Annotated in this window: 13 protein-coding genes; 5 read left to right on the top strand and 8 right to left on the bottom strand. The window is 65.9% G+C overall.

Annotated elements, in window-relative coordinates:
* The first annotated feature begins 1 nt into the window (after window position 1).
* Window positions 2-316, top strand: a complete 315-nt coding sequence (locus tag R2N16_RS18675; protein WP_316667367.1) for an AzlD domain-containing protein — start codon at window positions 2-4, stop codon at window positions 314-316.
* Window positions 317-387: 71 nt separating this feature from the next.
* Here the strand turns inward: R2N16_RS18675 and prpR are convergent, their stop codons facing one another.
* Window positions 388-2,358, bottom strand: a complete 1,971-nt coding sequence (gene prpR / locus R2N16_RS18670) for a propionate catabolism operon regulatory protein PrpR (protein WP_316667365.1) — start codon at window positions 2,356-2,358, stop codon at window positions 388-390.
* A 193-nt stretch (window positions 2,359-2,551) separates the two neighbouring features.
* Here prpR and prpB point away from each other — a divergent pair, with 193 nt between their 5' ends.
* From prpB to prpF, 4 genes are all read left to right on the top strand, one after another.
* Window positions 2,552-3,448 (top strand): methylisocitrate lyase, encoded by an 897-nt coding sequence (gene prpB / locus R2N16_RS18665; RefSeq protein ID WP_316667363.1) that lies wholly within the window; start codon window positions 2,552-2,554, stop codon window positions 3,446-3,448.
* A 41-nt stretch (window positions 3,449-3,489) separates the two neighbouring features.
* The gene (gene prpC, locus R2N16_RS18660; RefSeq protein ID WP_316667361.1) at window positions 3,490-4,659 is read left to right on the top strand and encodes a bifunctional 2-methylcitrate synthase/citrate synthase; all 1,170 of its coding nucleotides are present in this window, start codon (window positions 3,490-3,492) and stop codon (window positions 4,657-4,659) included.
* Window positions 4,660-4,976: 317 nt separating this feature from the next.
* Window positions 4,977-7,574, top strand: coding sequence for a Fe/S-dependent 2-methylisocitrate dehydratase AcnD (gene acnD, locus R2N16_RS18655; RefSeq protein WP_316667359.1), 2,598 nt, complete (start codon window positions 4,977-4,979; stop codon window positions 7,572-7,574).
* A gap of 106 nt (window positions 7,575-7,680) precedes the next feature.
* On the top strand, window positions 7,681-8,865 hold the full coding sequence (gene prpF, locus R2N16_RS18650) for a 2-methylaconitate cis-trans isomerase PrpF (protein WP_316667357.1): 1,185 nt from the start codon (window positions 7,681-7,683) through the stop codon (window positions 8,863-8,865).
* 81 nt (window positions 8,866-8,946) lie between these two features.
* Here the strand turns inward: prpF and R2N16_RS18645 are convergent, their stop codons facing one another.
* The 7 genes from R2N16_RS18645 to nosR all read right to left on the bottom strand — a co-directional run bounded on the left by R2N16_RS18645 (window position 8,947) and on the right by nosR (window position 17,899).
* Window positions 8,947-9,255, bottom strand: a complete 309-nt coding sequence (locus R2N16_RS18645) for a putative quinol monooxygenase (protein WP_316667355.1) — start codon at window positions 9,253-9,255, stop codon at window positions 8,947-8,949.
* 136 nt (window positions 9,256-9,391) lie between these two features.
* Entirely contained in the window at window positions 9,392-10,477 is a 1,086-nt protein-coding gene (locus R2N16_RS18640) for a collagen-like triple helix repeat-containing protein (protein ID WP_316667354.1), read from the bottom strand.
* Window positions 10,478-10,781: 304 nt separating this feature from the next.
* Window positions 10,782-12,344: a SulP family inorganic anion transporter gene (locus R2N16_RS18635; RefSeq protein WP_316667352.1), complete on the bottom strand. Its 1,563-nt coding sequence runs from the start codon at window positions 12,342-12,344 to the stop codon at window positions 10,782-10,784.
* A 126-nt stretch (window positions 12,345-12,470) separates the two neighbouring features.
* A complete protein-coding gene (locus tag R2N16_RS18630; protein ID WP_316667350.1) occupies window positions 12,471-13,115 on the bottom strand; it encodes a carbonic anhydrase in 645 nt (214 codons plus the stop codon).
* A gap of 387 nt (window positions 13,116-13,502) precedes the next feature.
* A complete protein-coding gene (locus R2N16_RS18625; protein WP_316667348.1) occupies window positions 13,503-15,239 on the bottom strand; it encodes an ATP-binding protein in 1,737 nt (578 codons plus the stop codon).
* A 30-nt stretch (window positions 15,240-15,269) separates the two neighbouring features.
* Window positions 15,270-16,397, bottom strand: coding sequence for a substrate-binding domain-containing protein (locus tag R2N16_RS18620; RefSeq protein WP_316667346.1), 1,128 nt, complete (start codon window positions 16,395-16,397; stop codon window positions 15,270-15,272).
* A 53-nt stretch (window positions 16,398-16,450) separates the two neighbouring features.
* A complete protein-coding gene (gene nosR / locus R2N16_RS18615; RefSeq protein ID WP_316667344.1) occupies window positions 16,451-17,899 on the bottom strand; it encodes a response regulator c-di-GMP phosphodiesterase, NosR family in 1,449 nt (482 codons plus the stop codon).
* Between the last annotated feature and the right edge of the window lie 7 nt (window positions 17,900-17,906).

Genomic DNA, 17,906 nt, shown 5'->3' with positions numbered 1-17,906 from the left:
AATGAGCAGCATTGAACAATGGATCGGTGTCGGCATCATGAGCGCGCTGACGATCCTTCTCAGGGCATCGCCGTTGATGATCAACCGCGCGGTGCTACGCAGCCGGACAGTTACGCAACTCAATCAGGAATTGCCGCTCTGCGTGATGGTCGTGCTTGTTGCAAACGCGCTTGGACGTAGCGGGATGCCGAGCCAACTCGGCCTCGAGTTGATCGCGCTCTGTGGTGTTGCCTTGACCTATCTGATGTGGCGAAACGCGCTGCTTAGCGTTGTCGCCGGGATCGGCGGGCTGACGTTGCTTGGCTCCCTGCTTTGACAGTCTGCATGGGGCGCCACGTTGACCGGCGTGTCGCGGCGGTGCCGGTGAGCGGCGCGGGAACGAGTGACTTACCGCACCGATGCCGCCCCCTGCAACCGCCGCCACAGCGTCGTCTTGCTGATGCCGAGCGCCGCACACGCGGCATCGCGATCGCCGCCATGCGCGGCCAGCGCTGCGCGTATTTCCGCCGCTTCCACGCCCCGGCTGCGCTCGCGCAGCGTCAATACCGCCGGTTTGCTGGGCGTGCCGTGGGCAAACACTTCCGGTGCAATCAGCCGCAGCACGTCTTGCGTGATGGCGCTGGCGTCTTCGGTGTAAGCCAGTTCCACCGCAATCCGCTCGACCACGCTCTGCAGTTCGCGCACGTTGCCGGCCCAGGCGTAGCGCCGTAGCGGCTCGGCAATGCCGGCCAGCACGCGGGTGGCCTCTTCGGTATCGGCAATGCGCAGCAGCAGGCGCGGTTCGCGGCGCGCGGCCTGCACGAGCAGTTCAGCGGCCAGGGGCATCACGTCGTCGGGCCGTTCGCGCAGCGGGGGCAGCGCAATGCTGAGGATGTTGAGGCGGTAGTACAGATCCGCGCGGAAGGTGCCGGCTTCCACCGCGTCGGTCAGCGCGCGGTGCGTGGCGGCCACCACGCGGATGTCGACGCGCGTGGGCTCGGTGGAACCCAGACGCACCACTTCGCGCTCCTGCAGCACGCGCAGCAGGCGGCTTTGCAGCGGCAGCGGCATCTCTCCAATTTCATCGAGGAACAGCGTGCCACGGTGCGCGGCTTCAATCAGCCCGGTCTTGCCGCCCTTGCGCGCACCGGTGAAAGCGCCCTCTTCGTAGCCGAACAGCTCGCTCTCCAGCAGCGCCTCGGGAAACGCGCCGCAGTTGATTGCGACAAACGGAAAGTCGCGCCGCGCGCTGAGCTGATGCATGCCCTGCGCGACCATCTCTTTGCCCGTGCCGGACTCACCCAGCACGAGCACGGTGGCGTCGGATTTGGCATAGCGGCGTACCAGCGTGCGCACGCGCTCCATGGGCAAGGATTCACCCACCAGGTCTTCCAGGCGGTAGCGCGCGCTGAACTGCTGCGGGCGCTGGCGTGAGCGCAGGGTGCGGTCCAGCCGCTCCACCGCGCGGGATTCCTGGAAGGTGAACACGGTGCCTTCTGCGGCGCCCGCGCCGGTGCTCGTCAGCGGGCCACGGTGGATGACGTAGTTCACGCCCCGCACGGTGCCCAGCGTATCGCCGTCGGCATCGGGCAGCAGGCCCAGAAGGTTGGGCGCGATGCTGAGCAGCGGATGCCCGATGGCCTGCTTGGCCTCGATGCCCAACGCAGTGGCCAGCCGCGTGTTGATGGCTTCCACCCGGCCTTGCGCATCCAGCGCGACCACACCGTCACGCAGATGCTGCAGGAGGTTGTCCAGCCGCTGGCGGCGCAGCGTTTCACGGCGCGTGGCCTGCACGACTTCCAGCGCGGTGTCGAAAGCGGCACGCACAGAATCACGCGAGTACAGGAACACGGCATTCATGCCCGCCTGCGTCGCCAGGTCCGTCACCAGGCCGGGGCCGACCACCACACCCACGCCGCGGTCGCGCAGGTCGAGCACGCAGCTTTCCGCGCCTTGGCGCGAGGTGTACGAGGCGAACACCACGTCCATGCCATAGGCGGCGACAAAGCGGCGCACCTCCTCCGGCGTGTCACCGTGGGTGACGAGCGCTACCGATTCCGCATCACGCCGGGCGCGGGCCAGCGCGTGCATCACGTCAAAACCCGTCGGGTTGATGACCACCACCGGCAGCGACAGGCGCGGCTTCAGATATGCGCCGTTGGACCCGCCCGCAACCACCACGTCGGGCCTGGGGTTACCCACGTCGGCACCGGCGGCCTCGATCTCGCGCACGATATCTTCAAAGCCGCGTGTGATGACGCGCAGCTCGGCGCGGTCGTTGTACTCGGCGGCAATGTCGAGGAAGAGATCGCTCAGGCGGCTGATGCCGCAGGCCCAGATGCGGGGGCGCTCGGTCAGTTCGGATGCAGTGGGATTCATGGTGCGGCGCGGCGCAAGAACAGCGGTCTGGCTATTATGCGCCGCGGGTTTCCATATTGAAATTGCAGATTTCAATTATGAAATAAGGCGCACCCGGGCGGCAACGTCACATCCTTACAAATCAACGGGTTACATCGGCCCGCGCGGGTGGCCCGCTTCCTGCTCTCTTAGGCCGATCTTTCTGGAGCCACACATGAGCACAACCCCACGACACCCCACCAGCGCCGGCGCCAAGTTCCGTGCTGCCGTGGCTGAATCCCAACCGCTGCAAGTGGTGGGCGCCATCACCGCCTACGCTGCCAAGATGGCCGAGCAGACCGGCTTCAAGGCCGTGTACCTGTCGGGCGGCGGCGTGGCTGCCAACTCGCTGGGCATTCCGGATCTGGGCATCAGCACGATGGAAGACGTGCTGATCGACGCCCGCCGTATCACCGATGCCGTGCAGATTCCGCTGATGGTCGATATCGACACCGGCTGGGGCGGCGCCTTCAACATTGCGCGTACCATTCGCTCGTTCATCAAGGCCGGTGTGGCCGCCGTGCACCTGGAAGACCAGGTTGGCCAGAAACGCTGCGGCCATCGCCCGGGCAAGGAAGTCGTTTCCACCGACGAGATGGTCGACCGGGTAAAGGCGGCCGTGGATGCCCGCACCGATGACGGCTTCGTCATCATGGCCCGCACCGATGCCGCCGCCTCCGAAGGCATCGACGCCGCCATCGAGCGCGCCGTCGCCTATGTAGAGGCGGGCGCAGACATGATCTTTCCCGAAGCGATGAAGACGCTGGACGACTACCGCCGCTTCAAGGCCGCCGTGAAGGTGCCCATCCTGGCCAACCTGACCGAGTTCGGCAGCACGCCGCTCTTTACCACCGACGAGCTGCGCAGCGCCAACGTGGATATCGCGCTGTACTGCTGCGGCGCCTATCGTGCAATGAACGCAGCGGCGCTCAACTTCTATCAAACCGTGATGCGTGACGGCACCCAGAAGGCGGCCGTGGAAACCATGCAGTCGCGCGCCGATCTGTACCAATATCTCGGTTACCACGCGTACGAAGACAAGCTCGACGCGCTGTTTGCCGCACAGAAATAACGATCACGCCTGCATATTTGACGCATCCAAGGAGACCATTCATGAGCGAAGCTGACAACAACACCCCGAATACCGGCGCCTTCAAGCCCAAGAAATCGGTTGCGCTGTCGGGCGTGACGGCCGGCAACACCGCCCTGTGTACCGTTGGCCGCACCGGCAACGACCTGCACTACCGCGGCTACGACATCCTCGACCTGGCCGGCGCATGCGAGTTTGAAGAAGTGGCCCACCTGCTGGTGCACGGCAAGCTGCCCAACAAGGCCGAACTGGCGGCCTACAAGACCAAGCTGAAGGCACTGCGCGGCCTGCCCGCCAACGTGAAGGCCGCCCTGGAATGGGTGCCCGCTTCCGCCCACCCGATGGACGTGATGCGCACCGGCGTGTCGGTGCTGGGCACCGTGCTGCCCGAGAAAGACGACCACAACACTCCCGGCGCCCGCGACATCGCCGACCGCCTGATGGCATCGTTGGGCTCGATGCTGCTGTACTGGTACCACTACAGCCACAACGGCAAGCGCATCGAAGTCGAAACGGATGACGACTCCATCGGCGGCCACTTCCTGCATCTGCTGCACGGCGTGGAGCCGCCGAAGTCGTGGGTCGATGCCATGCACGTGTCGCTCAACCTGTACGCCGAGCACGAGTTCAATGCTTCGACGTTCACTGGCCGCGTGATTGCCGGTACGGGCTCGGACATCTACTCGGCCATCACCGGCGCCATCGGCGCGCTGCGCGGCCCGAAGCACGGCGGCGCCAATGAAGTGGCGTTCGAGATCCAGAAGCGCTACGACAGCCCGGACGAGGCCGAAGCCGACATCCGTCGCCGCGTGGAAGCCAAGGAAGTCGTGATCGGCTTCGGCCACCCGGTGTACACCGTGTCCGACCCGCGCAACAAGGTCATCAAGGAAGTCGCGCGCAAGCTGTCGAAGGAGGCGAGTAACACCAAGATGTTCGACATTGCCGAGCGCCTGGAAACCGTGATGTGGGACATCAAGAAGATGTTCCCGAACCTGGACTGGTTCAGCGCCGTGTCGTACCACATGATGGGCGTGCCGACCGCGATGTTCACGCCGCTGTTCGTGATCTCGCGCACCTCGGGGTGGGCCGCGCACATCATCGAGCAGCGCATCGACAACAAGATCATCCGCCCGAGCGCGAACTACACTGGCCCGGAAGACCTGAAGTTCGTACCGATCGGCAAGCGCCCGTAAGACAGCAGGAAAAGGAACTTCAACGCAAACCCACCGACGGTGTGGCCGTTGACGTTCCTGCCCTGGATGGCGCCTTGAATTTATGTTGCAGGGAGGAAAAAGAAGGGAGGCTTGTCTGAGCGCAGCGAGTTTGCCTCCCTTCCCTCCCTGCGACAGAAATTCAAAGGGTAGTCGCCATCCCGGGCGCGCCTTTCTTTTGCTTACTTTTCTTTGGCAAGACAAAGAAAAGTGAGTCGGCCCCGGCAGGGGACGATACCCGGGATGGACCACAACCGCCCGCCCCCGACAGGGGATGAAACAAGGGATGCACCCACACCATGAACACAGCACACCGCAAACCGCTCCCCGGCACAAAGCTCGATTACTTCGACGCACGTGAGGCCGTCGAAGCCATCCAACCGGGCGCCTACGACAAGCTCCCCTACACCTCCCGCGTCCTCGCCGAAAACCTGGTCCGCCGCTGCGACCCCGCCACCCTCACCGATTCGCTCAAGCAACTGATCGAGCGCAAGCGCGATCTGGATTTCCCGTGGTTCCCGGCGCGCGTGGTGTGCCATGACATCCTGGGCCAGACCGCGCTGGTGGATCTGGCCGGCCTGCGCGACGCCATTGCCGACCAGGGCGGCGATCCCGCTAAGGTCAACCCGGTGGTGCCGGTGCAGTTGATCGTCGACCACTCGCTGGCGGTGGAATGCGGCGGCTTCGACCCCGACGCCTTCGCCAAGAACCGCGCCATTGAAGACCGACGCAACGAAGACCGCTTCCACTTCATCGACTGGACCAAACAAGCGTTCAAGAACGTCGATGTGATCCCGGCGGGCAACGGCATCATGCACCAGATCAACCTGGAGAAGATGTCGCCCGTGATCCAGGCGCAAGACGGCGTGGCCTACCCCGACACCTGCGTCGGCACCGACAGCCACACGCCGCACGTGGATGCGCTGGGCGTGATCGCCGTCGGCGTGGGCGGCCTGGAAGCCGAGAACGTGATGCTCGGTCGCGCCTCGTGGATGCGTCTGCCGGACATCGTGGGCGTGGAGCTGACGGGCCAGCGCCAGCCCGGCATCACTGCCACCGACATCGTGCTGGCGCTGACCGAGTTCCTGCGCAAGCAGAAGGTGGTGGGCGCGTACCTCGAGTTTTATGGCGAAGGTGCATCCAAGCTCACGCTGGGCGACCGCGCCACCATCTCGAACATGGCCCCCGAATACGGCGCCACCGCGGCGATGTTCTCGATTGACGACAACACGCTCGACTACCTGCGCCTCACCGGCCGCAGCGACGAGCAGGTCGAGCTGGTCCAGACGTATGCCAAGACCGCCGGCCTGTGGTCCGACACGCTCAAGAACGCTGAATATGAACGCGTGCTGCGCTTCGACCTGTCGAGCGTGGTGCGCAACATGGCCGGCCCCTCGAACCCGCACGCACGTGTGGCAACGGCAGACCTGGCCGCCAAGGGCATCGCCGCCAAGTGGGAAGAAACGCCGGGCCTGATGCCGGATGGCGCCGTCATCATCGCGGCCATCACGAGCTGCACCAACACCAGCAACCCGCGCAACGTGATTGCCGCGGCACTGTTGGCGCGCAATGCCAACCGCTTGGGGCTGACCCGCAAGCCGTGGGTGAAAAGCTCGCTGGCGCCGGGCTCCAAGGCCGTAGAGCTGTATCTGGAAGAAGCGGGCCTGAAGCACGAACTGGAAAAGCTCGGCTTCGGCATCGTCGCGTTTGCCTGCACCACGTGCAACGGCATGAGCGGCGCGCTGGACCCGAAGATCCAGCAGGAGATCATCGACCGCGACCTGTACGCCACCGCCGTGCTGTCGGGCAACCGCAACTTCGACGGCCGCATCCACCCGTATGCCAAGCAGGCGTTCCTGGCCTCGCCGCCGCTAGTGGTGGCCTATGCGATTGCCGGTACCGTGCGTTTCGATATCGAGCGCGACAGCTTCGGCACCGATGCCAACGGCAAGCCCATTCTGCTCAAAGACCTGTGGCCGACCGACGAAGAGATCGACGCCATCGTGCGCGCATCGGTCAAGCCGGAGCAGTTCCGCAAGGTGTACATCCCGATGTTCGAGCAGCGCAGCGCGTCTGTTGCCAACGTGAGCCCGCTGTACGACTGGCGCCCGCAGAGCACTTACATCCGCCGCCCGCCGTACTGGGAAGGCGCGCTGGCCGGCGAGCGCACGCTCACGGGTCTGCGTCCGCTGGCGGTGCTTGGCGACAACATCACGACCGATCACCTCTCGCCGTCCAACGCCATCCTGGCAAGCAGCGCCGCCGGTGAATACCTCGCCAAGATGGGCCTGCCGGAAGAAGACTTCAACTCGTATGCCACGCACCGCGGCGACCACCTGACCGCACAGCGCGCGACGTTTGCCAACCCCACGCTCATCAATGAGATGGCCGTGGTGGATGGCGCAGTAAAGAAGGGGTCGCTGGCACGCATCGAGCCCGAAGGCAAGGTCACACGCATGTGGGAAGCCATCGAAACCTACATGGACCGCAAGCAGCCGCTCATCGTGATTGCCGGTGCCGACTACGGCCAGGGCAGCTCGCGCGACTGGGCCGCCAAGGGCGTGCGCCTGGCCGGCGTGGAAGCCATCGTGGCCGAAGGCTTCGAGCGCATCCACCGTACGAACCTGATCGGCATGGGCGTGCTGCCGCTGGAGTTCAAGCCGGGCACCACGCGCCTCACGCTGGGCATCGACGGCACCGAAACCTTTGACGTGGTCGGTGCGCGCCAGCCGCGCGCGGACCTGACGCTCGTCATCCACCGCAAGAACGGTGAGCGGGTGGAAGTGCCCGTCACGTGCCGTCTGGACAGCGATGAGGAAGTGTCGATCTACGAAGCCGGCGGCGTGCTGCAGCGCTTTGCGCAGGACTTCCTGGAATCGAACAAGGAGGCGGCATGAGCAGTAAGCAGGGGCCCCGCGCAGCGGGGATGCGCACGTGCGCGAATGCAAGCGGCCGCCGACACCACCCACGCGAAATGACCGACACAATGAAGGAGGCGGCAACATGAGCCACCCTGCACAGGTGAAGATCCCTGCCACCTACATGCGTGGCGGCACGAGCAAAGGCGTGTTCTTCCGCCTGCAAGACTTGCCGACGGCCGCCCAACAGCCAGGCCCCGCGCGCGATGCCTTGCTCATGCGCGTGATCGGCAGCCCCGACCCGTACGGCAAGCAGATCGACGGCATGGGCGGCGCCACCTCAAGCACCAGCAAGACGGTGATCCTCAGCAAAAGCACGCGCTCGGACCATGACGTGGACTACCTGTTCGGCCAGGTCTCCATCGACAAGCCGTTTGTCGACTGGTCGGGCAACTGCGGCAACCTGTCGGCGGCGGTCGGCCCATTCGCCATCAGCAACGGCCTGGTCGACGCCAACCGGGTACCGCACAACGGCACCGCCGTCGTGCGCATCTGGCAGGCCAACATCGGCAAGACCATCATTGCGCATGTGCCTATCACCAACGGCGCGGTGCAGGAGACGGGTGCCTTCGAGCTGGACGGCGTGACGTTTCCGGCCGCGGAAGTGCAGCTCGAATTCCTCGACCCGGCGGCCGAAGAAGATGGTGATGGTGGCGGCGCGATGTTCCCCACCGGCAACCTGGTCGACGACCTGGATGTGCCCGGCGTGGGCACGCTCAAGGCGACGATGATCAATGCGGGCATCCCGACGATCTTCATCAACGCAGACGCCATCGGCTACACCGGCACCGAGCTGCAAGACGCCATCAACGGCGACGCCAAGGCGCTGGCGATGTTCGAGACCATCCGCGCGCACGGTGCCGTGCGCATGGGCCTGATCAAGAGCATCGAAGAAGCCGCCACACGGCAGCACACGCCCAAGGTGGCGTTTGTGGCGTCACCGAAGGACTACGTTGCGTCCAGCGGCAAGAAGGTCGGCACGGGCGATGTGGACCTGCTGGTGCGCGCGCTGTCGATGGGCAAGCTGCACCACGCGATGATGGGCACGGCGGCCGTCGCCATCGGCACGGCCGCCGCTATTCCGGGCACGCTGGTCAACCTCGCGGCCGGTGGCGGCGAGCGCAACGCGGTGCGCTTCGGGCATCCGTCCGGCACGCTGCGTGTGGGTGCGCAGGCCAAACTGGTCGATGGCGAATGGACCGTCACCAAGGCCATCATGAGCCGCAGCGCACGGGTGCTGATGGAAGGCTGGGTGCGCGTGCCGGGTTGAACCCACTGACGGCACACGCAAGACAAAACCGCCGCATCCGGCTCATTTCTGGATGCGGCGGTTTTTTTTGCTTTCCGGTGGTCAACTTGCGCCGGTGTTCTTCATGCCCAGCACCTCGATCGGCGCAATCTCGGGCGGTGAGGCCAGCAGTTCGTCTGCGTTGGCCATGAGCGCCTTGGCGATCGGGCCGTCGAGATGCGCCTGGCGGTCCTGCTCGCTGGCAAAGGCATCGAAGATGCCGAATACGTTGGGCGCAATGCGCAGCGCAAACCAGATCGGGGTGGTGGCTTCTTGGTTGGCCATTTGCAGGCCGGCCGAAAGAAAATCGGCCACTGCCTGTTCCTTGCCCGGTTTGGCAATGAGTCGGGCAAACAATGCGTGCTTGATCATTTCGGTCTCCTGATACCGCGCAAAGAACGCGCGCGGTCAGGCGTACTGTATGCCCAAAGCTGCGGGCCGCAGCATACGAACACACGGTCGAGCCGTTCCGCACGCGGCGTGAACGGCTCGACCGGGTTGCATGCGCTCAATGGTGCAACGCGCCGCCCACGGTGGTCAGTGCGCCGCCGACGGCACCCGTGACGGGCGCCAGCGGTGTCGCGGCCCCGGTGGACGTGAGCGACGTGCCGACCGTGGTGACGAGCGAACCGACCGGCGCCGTCGCACCCGCAGCGGACGTGCCGCCGCCCGGAACGCCGCCCAGCGCGCCCGTAATCGGCGCCAGCGGGTTCGCCGAGGTGGCGCCGCCCGGCGTGGAGGTCACGCCACCCAACGCGGCCACCGTGTTACCCGTGGCGGTCACCACGCCGCCCAGGCCGGACACGACCGGCGCATTCGTCGCCGTAAGCGACGTGCCCACACTCGCCACGCCGCCGCCCACGGTCTGCAGCAGATTGGTCGCCGGAGCACCCAGGCCCGTTGTGTTACCCAGCGTCTGCGTGGCGGTGGTCACCTGCGAGGTGAGCGGCACCACGGCCGAGCTGAGCTGCTGCGTGACCTGTTCCACCGGCCCGGTCGACAAGGCCGTGCCGAGCGTGCCGCCCGCGCCGGCCACCGCCTGCCCGACCTGCGAAACCGCACCGCCAACCGGGGACGTGACCGGCGACAGCGGTTGCAGCGGTCCGGTGCCGAGACTGCTCACCAGGCCACCGGTGGCGTCCACGGTGTTCCCCACCTGCGTCACCACGTTGCCGGTGCTCGATACCGTGGTGCCGATCGGGTTCGAACTGGTACCGATACTGCCCAGGCCCGACTGCACGCCTGTGCCGAGCACGGACACCGTATTGCCCAGGTTGTCGACCACGTTGCCCAGCGCCGACGCGCCCGGCAGATTGCTGCCGCCGACAGTCGACCCCAGGCTGCTGATGGCGTCCCCCGTGGCCGTCACCACCCCGCCGCTTTTGTAGGCGATGTCGCCGGTGGGCGTGGTGGACGCGGTGGTCGTGGTGCCGCCCGAGCCGTTGGAGCCAGAGCCACCGCCGGTGTTGGCGGAGCTGCCATCGCTGCCGGAGGTACCGCTCATGTCGCCCGAGCCGGAGCTGGCGCACCCGCCCAGCACAAGCAGGCCGGCCAACGCCGCTGAAACCAGGGCCCCGCGTTGTAATGTCTTCATGTCTGCCTCCCGTTTTAAAAATGCGCTTTATCACGCGCACCTTCGCCTGATTCGATCCTTTATCGGCGCGCCACCCGATTAACTGGATAGCGCGTTCAAATTCAGTCTATTAACCGAGTCGATGGCAATTGCAAACATTGTCAAACGCCGGAATGCCCCGTCATGACGCCATCGCAGGTCGGTACGCAGCCGCCAGACGAAGCCCTACCGTGGCGCAAACCTTCGCCAATCGGCAAGGCCGGCGGATTATGTTTGGAATCAGTGCTCTAAATTACCCAAAATGGGTTAAACCTCCGATTCCACGTTATCTGGGCGCCGTACGTAGAAAGGGCAGGCGCGGCATGCGAAGCCCCGGAGCACGCAGCGGCACGGTCGCATCAAAGTGATGGCGCTCGACAACGATGCCGCGCGCCGGCGCCGCCTCAATGAAGTGCTCGACCATCTCGCGCACGTCAGGGTCGATGTAATCCGCGCGGGCAGCGTCGACGATGAGCGTTGCGTGATCCGGCACCTTCGCCAGATAGCGCTTGAGCGGCACCTTGCCCATGAACGACACATCCTTGCGGAACGACAGCAGGAAGTGATCGTGATGGCGCGCCATGACAATCGTGCGGCGCAGGTTGGCGCGAATCGCCAGCGCGATGCTCAGCGCTATGCCGATCACGATGCCGATCAGCAAATCCGTCAGCAGCACGCCGACGATGGTTGCGATGAAGGGCGCAAAGCGGTCCCAACCCTGCCGCGCTACCGCCACGAACAGCGACGGCTTGGCCAGCTTGTAGCCGGTGAAGATCAGGATGGTGGCCAGGCACGCCAGCGGAATCAGATTGACGATGGCGGTGAGCGCAAACACGCTCGCCAGCAGCAGCACGCCATGCACGACGGCCGACCAGCGGCTTTGCGCCCCGGCGTGCACATTGGCCGAGCTGCGCACGATGACCGAGGTGATCGGCAGCCCGCCCAGTGCGCCCGCCACCATGTTGCCGATGCCTTGTGCCTTGAGTTCACGGTCCGGCGGCGCGGGGCGCTTCTTCGGATCGAGCTGCTCGACGGCTTCCAGACTCAGCAGCGTTTCCAGGCTGGCGACAATGGCCAGGGCTATCGCCACGCGCCAGACATCCGGATTGCCAAGCGCGCCCAGCGCGGGTGACTCCAGCGCATCCAGCAGCGCCCCGAACGACGCCAGCGAAGGCAGGTTGACACGGTGCTCGGCCGGTGCCGCCAACCCGGGGGCCACCATGTCGAGCAGCACGGTCACGCCAATACCGAGGGCCACCACCACCAGCGGCGAAGGCAACGCGCGCACCAGCGTGAAACGCCGCAGCATGGGCGTATCCCAGCCGATGAGCACGGCGGCGGAGAGCAGCGTCACCAGCAGCGCCGTGACCGAAAACGCGCCGAACGGCGTGGCCAGCGTGCCGGCGCCGGCAGCGGCATCCCCGCTTGCCATCCCAAGCGCCAGCGGCACCTGCTTGATGATCAGCAGCAGCCCGATGGCGGCCAGCATGCCCTTGATGACCGACGACGGCACGTACGCCGCAAAGCGCCCGGCGCGCAGCATGCCGAACACGAACTGCAGCGCACCCGCCAGGGCCACGGCCACCAGAAACGCCGAGAACCCGCCCAGCTTGGCAATGCCATCCACGACGATCACGACAAGGCCGGCAGCCGGGCCGCTCACGCTCAGTTGCGAGCCGCTGAGCAACGCCACCACCAGGCCGCCGATCATGCCGGAGAGCAGCCCCGCAAGCGGGTCGACGCCCGACGCATTGGCAATGCCCAGGCACAGCGGCAGGGCGACAAAGAACACGATGACCCCGGCGAGCATGTCGCGCGGGAAGAATGCCGGTGAGGTTGGTGTCTGCATGATTGTTGGAGTTGTATGAACTGCGCACGCGCGAACGCCTGCCTGCGGGCGGGGGCACCGCCGGCATGCGTGAGGAGAGAAAACGCCGGGAAACGGCGGCAGCCGCAAAAGCCGCCGCCGATTGGGTTAAGCGATGGCCTCGGCGGGCATCAGGATGTCGCCGCGGGTTGCGTGTTCCGCATCGGGGTCGCCCGAGGCGAGCACGCGGATATGCCCATCGGCCAGGCCAAAGATCCAGCCGTGTACGCGTGGCGGTCGTTCTGCATCGCGCACGATGGGGCTCTCGCGCAGGCAGCGCACCTGTTCGAGCACGTTGAGTTCGGCCAGGCGGTTGACGCGCGCATCCAGATCGGGCACGGCATCGAGTTCGGTACGGTGGCGGCCGGCCAGTGTGCACAGCGGCGCGATGCGGCGTGCCACGTGCGGCAATCCGTCGGGCGGCGGCAGCAGCGATGCACGTACGCCCCCACAGCCGTCATGCCCGCACACGATCACGTGCGCGACCTTGAGCACGCGCACCGCATATTCCAGCACGCTCATCGTGTTGTCGTCTGCCGGGCAAACAAGATTGGCGATATTGCGATGGACGAATAAATCGCCCGGGTTGGAATGGGTAATGGTTTCAGCGGGTACACGGCTATCCGCGCACCCAATCCATAACACTTGGGGTTGCTGGCCTTGTGCCAGCCGTGAAAAGAATCCGGGGTCACGCGCGGCGGTTTCATGCGCCCACGCGACATTCTCGACAAGCATGCGTTTTGGTCGATGCATTGGGATCACTCCTTCGGGATCAGCTTGGCCGTTGCAGGCCGCAAAGCCAGATTGGGCTGGCTCCTACGGCAACGTTGCAGTGCAGCGGAAAGGCTACGAAATCCATCGTATGAGAAAGGTTCCCGCTGCGCCAATCCCCCAATGCCGTGGATTTCTTCGGGATATGCACCATCAATACGCATGGGCCTGCGTAAATCCGCCGCAGTGATTATCAAGATCGGGAAACTGCGTGCAGTTATTGCACACCCGATGTTATTCATCCGAAATATTTAAACCCTGAATCGGAAAATATTTCATTACCGCGCGGTAACACCCTGAAAAACCAACCTCGGCCACGCCCCGCATTGGGGCACGTGTTTTAAGCGGATCAACAGCTTGCGCGCCCGCTCAGACTTCGGTGGGCAATGGCAACGTCACGCGAAAGCACGTGCCGCTGCCCAGCTCGCTGCGCGCTTCGATCTGGCCACCATGCTTGCGTACGATGCCGTACGAGATCGACAGGCCGAGCCCCGTGCCCTGCCCCACCGGCTTGGTGGTGAAGAACGGGTCGAAGATCCGGCTCAGGTGCTCAGGGCGGATGCCGCCGCCCGTGTCTTCCACTTCCACCCACACGCTGCGCGCGTCGTGGCCGGTGCGCAGCGTAATGCGCCCATGTTCGTTGATGGCCTGGCCGGCGTTGACAAGCAGGTTCATGAACACCTGGCTCAACTGCGCGGGCATGCAATCGACCTCGGGAATACCGCCGAACTCCCGCACCAGCTCCACCTTGTACTTCAACTCGTTCCAGACGATCTTGACGGTGGTCTCCAGATACGTCTCCAGGTTGGCGCGCTGCACTTGCGCCTCGTCCACATGCGAGAACTCCTTGAGGCCCTGCACGATGCTCTTCACGCGCTGCAGCCCGTCCAGGGATTCCGACAGCAGGGCCGGCATGTCTTCACGCACGTAGTTGAGGTCGGCCGCCTGTTTGGCCTGCGCCAGTGCGGCGCGCGTGGCGGGCGCCAACTCCGCCTCGTGCTGCTCGTAGGCCGATACCATATCCAGCAGCCCGGCCACGTAGCGCTGCAGGCTACCCAGGTTGGCGTTCACGAACGAGACGGGGTTGTTGATTTCGTGCGCCACGCCCGCAGCCAACTGGCCGATCGATGCCATCTTCTCCGATTGCAGCAACTGCCCCTGCGCCTGCGCCAGTTCGTGCAGCAATTGCTCCTGACGCGCGCGCTCGGCCTGGAGTGCCTCGTGTGCCAGGGCGAGCTGCCATCGATCCTGCTGGAACTGTTCGACCGCACGGGCCATCTGGCCGATCTCGTCGTCGCCCGCCACTGGCACGGCGCCGGGCGCCCCGTCTGAATGGCCATGGCGCAAGCTGCGGCTCACCTGCAGCAGGCGCTGCAGCACGTGGCGCCCCAGCAGCCCATACGCAGCCAGGCAGGCAAACGCCACGCTACCGGCCAGCAGCGCCGTCACCCAATGCTCGTTGCGCTCCGACACCGCGGCCAGCGCCTGCATGGATTGCTGAAACGCGTGCGTGTGCCGCGCAGACACCTGCTGCGCGGAGGCCACCATGGCACCGGCCTGCAGGTAGAGCGCATCCACCGAACGCCGCCCCGCCGCAGTGCGCTCCGCCGCGGCCTGCATGGCGGAGGCGCTGGCGGCCGCGTTGATGGTGTTTGGGCCGCCCGCCGCGCCGCGCTGCAATTCGCTTTCCCACCACTGCGCGACGATGTTGACGGCATTGCGGAACAACTGGCTCGACTGATGCAGGTCGAGCACTTCAATATCGTCATCGGCGGCCGCCAGGCGTTCGGACAACTGCTCGAACGCCTCCAGGTTGCGCAGGATCTCCGCATAGTGACGGCGCAGCGCTTCCACGGACGCGGTCTTTTGCAACTGCGCCGATTCGCGCTCGATCAGCAGCGTGTGCTGCACAAGCGCCTGCGCCTGCCGCAACTGCGTGAGCTGCTCGTTGGCCAGCGCCCGGGTCGCATCGGCCGAGGTGCGCAGCGCCACGACCGCCGTGATGCCACCGGCCGAGATCAGCAGCGTCAGCACGACCACCGCCAGCAAGAACTGCCGCCCCAACGAACGCGGCCACAGCCCGCGCAGCGGCACGCGAGCGCGCATGAGCTGGAGGCTGGCAGCCGGCCCGAACACTCAGCGGCCCCAGATCCGCCGGTACACGGCCCGATAGCCGCTGTCCGGGTCGTATTGCCCGAGCGGTCCGCCGTCGAACGCGATGTTCCTGGCGGTAACCAAGTGCACGGGCGACACATAGCCGCTCACGGGCTGATGCGCCAGCAGGCGGTTCAGCTCGTCCACCAATTGCCAGCCTTGCAGGTTCAGCGGCTCGGCCACGGTGCTGGTCTGGAACGCTCCTGCCTGGATGCGCAGGAACGCCGCCGCACTGCCATCACCGGCAGACAGCATGCGGATGCCGTCGGGCCGGCCGGCACGCGTCAACTCGGCCGCCGCGTAGTCGAAGTAGATGTCGTTGATGGCCAGCGCGTGCGTCCACGCCCGGCCATGCTGCTCCAGCAGCCGATGCATGACGGCCGGCATGGCCTGCGCGCTGCCCGAGATAGGCACGTCTTCCACCGCCAGCAGGCGGCAGCCGCTGCAGGCGCGAATCACCTCGGCCATGGCAGCCGCCTTGGCTTGCGCAATCTGGAAATTGGAGTCGGTAAAGATGACCACGTTGGCGTGGCCGGCGGATTCCACCACCGCCGCCATGGCAGTGAGCCGCGCAACGGCCAACGGATCGGTTGAGACATTCACGGCAACGGCGCTGCCTGCAATGGGCCCTGCCGTGGCGGCCACATGCCAGCCCACGATGGGAATACCCTGTTGCGCAAAGGGCGCCAGCCCGGCCTGCATTTCGCGTGCGTCGCCGCCCACCAGCACTACGCCACCCGGTTGCAGCGCGAGTGCCGATGCCACTGCCCGCCGGCGGCCCTCGGGCGTGCCGCGCGCGTCATACACGCGCACCGTCCAGCCCATGACGCCGGCGGCCTCCTTGATGCCCTTGGCAACGCCCAGAATGCCGCCGTTGCGCAAGTCCTCGCTGACGATGGCGAGGGTGATGCCGGCCTGCGCGCGCGGGCCGGTCTCCGGGCCGTCCCAGCGTGCGCCGTGCTCGCTGGCGCGCGCGACGATCTGCTGCATGTGTGCCCGGTCGGGCACGGCCTCGATCGACCTGGCTGGCTTTGTACCCGCCATGGCCCCGCGCGTGCCGAGCACGCAAATCATGCAGGCCAGCACACGCCGGCCACGTCCCCATTTCATCTCACCTCCCCAAGGGCCACGGCAGCGCAACACGCCGTGCAACACGCCTCGCATCACGCCAGTTTCGGCGCCTCTGCGGCGTCGGGTGTGTCCGGCGCGGCAGGCGCTTCTGCCACCTCCGGCGCTTGCGCGTAGACCAGGATGGCGAACGGCACATCTTCATGCGCCTCAAAACGCCGGATCTGCAGCACCTGATGCGCACTCACCGTGCTGTCTCGGGTGATGAGCAGCACCCCGCGCCGCGTGAGCAAATCGTCGGCCAGGCGCATGCCTTCGCGCAGTTCGGCCGAGGAGACCTGGCGCACGGCCATCACCTCACCCTGCTGCTTGAGCACGGCCACAAAGCGCACGATCACGTCAGGGTCGTAGCGCAGGCCGGATTGCGCCTTGATCATCTCCATCGCCTGGTCGGCCGTGACGCGCTCCTTGACGATCTCGCCCGCCAGCAGGCCTTCAAAATCGCGCGCCACGGCCAGCACGCGTGCCCCGATGGGGATGCTGGTCCCTGTGAGCCGGTCCGGCGTGCCGCGGCCGTTGAACCGCTCGTACTGGTGCCGGATGATCAGCGCCACGTGTTCAAGCTGGCGCACGGGTGTCAGCACCATCTGCGCGCGCAGTGGATGCTGATAGAACTGCTGCACCTGCTCGGCCGAGAGCCGGTCGAGCGACGTGCTCAGCAGCGCATCGGGCAGCGAAAGCTTGCCGATGCCGTGCAGCAGGCCCGCGTGGAAAATGTCCTGCACCTGCAGCCCCGTCAGCCCGCATTCGATGGCAATGCGTCGCGCCAGGTCCGCCACGCGCAGCGATTGGCGCGCCATGGCGCCGCAGCGCATCTCGATCATGCTGGCGCACACCTGGACCATGTTGGTGAAGTTGATCTTCAGGTCGCGCTGCGCGCCTTCCAGAAACATCACGGTCTGGCGGATTTCCTCCGTGCGCGACTGCACCTGCGTCTCCAGCCCCGCGTTCATGCGTTGCAGCGTTTCGTTCTGCTGCTGGGTCAGTTCGGTCAGGCGTTTGGCCTCGCGGGCCAGCGTGCGCTGCTCGATCGCATGGCGCACGGTCAGCAGCAGATCCTGGTCGTCCCACGGCTTGTTGAGGTAGCGATAGACGCCGCCCTCGTTGATGGCCTTCACGGCGGAATCGATCTCGGAATAGCCGGTCAACAGAATGCGCATGACGTCTGGATGCTGCTCACGGGCCCGCGCCAGAAACTCCGCGCCGCTCATGCCGGGCATGCGCATGTCGGAGATGATCAGGTCGACCGGATACACCCCCAGCATGTCCAGGGCCGCCGCACCACCCTCGGCGGTGATGACGCGATAGCCCGTGGGCCGCAGCAGGCGACGCAGCGAGGCGAGCACGCCCGGCTCATCGTCCACCAGGAGGATCAGCGGCGTCGTTGCCGTGGTGGCCGTGCCGGCAAGCGCGCTCGCGGGTTGCAGGGCCGCCTCCGCGTCAGGCGGGGCGGTTTGCGTCGTGTCGTCTTCGTAGGCAAGCATGGCGCGG

The organism is Ralstonia psammae (assembly GCF_958405935.1).
In the GTDB taxonomy this organism is placed as follows: Bacteria; Pseudomonadota; Gammaproteobacteria; order Burkholderiales; family Burkholderiaceae; genus Ralstonia; species Ralstonia psammae.
This window is presented reverse-complemented; position numbering and strand designations above follow the sequence as displayed.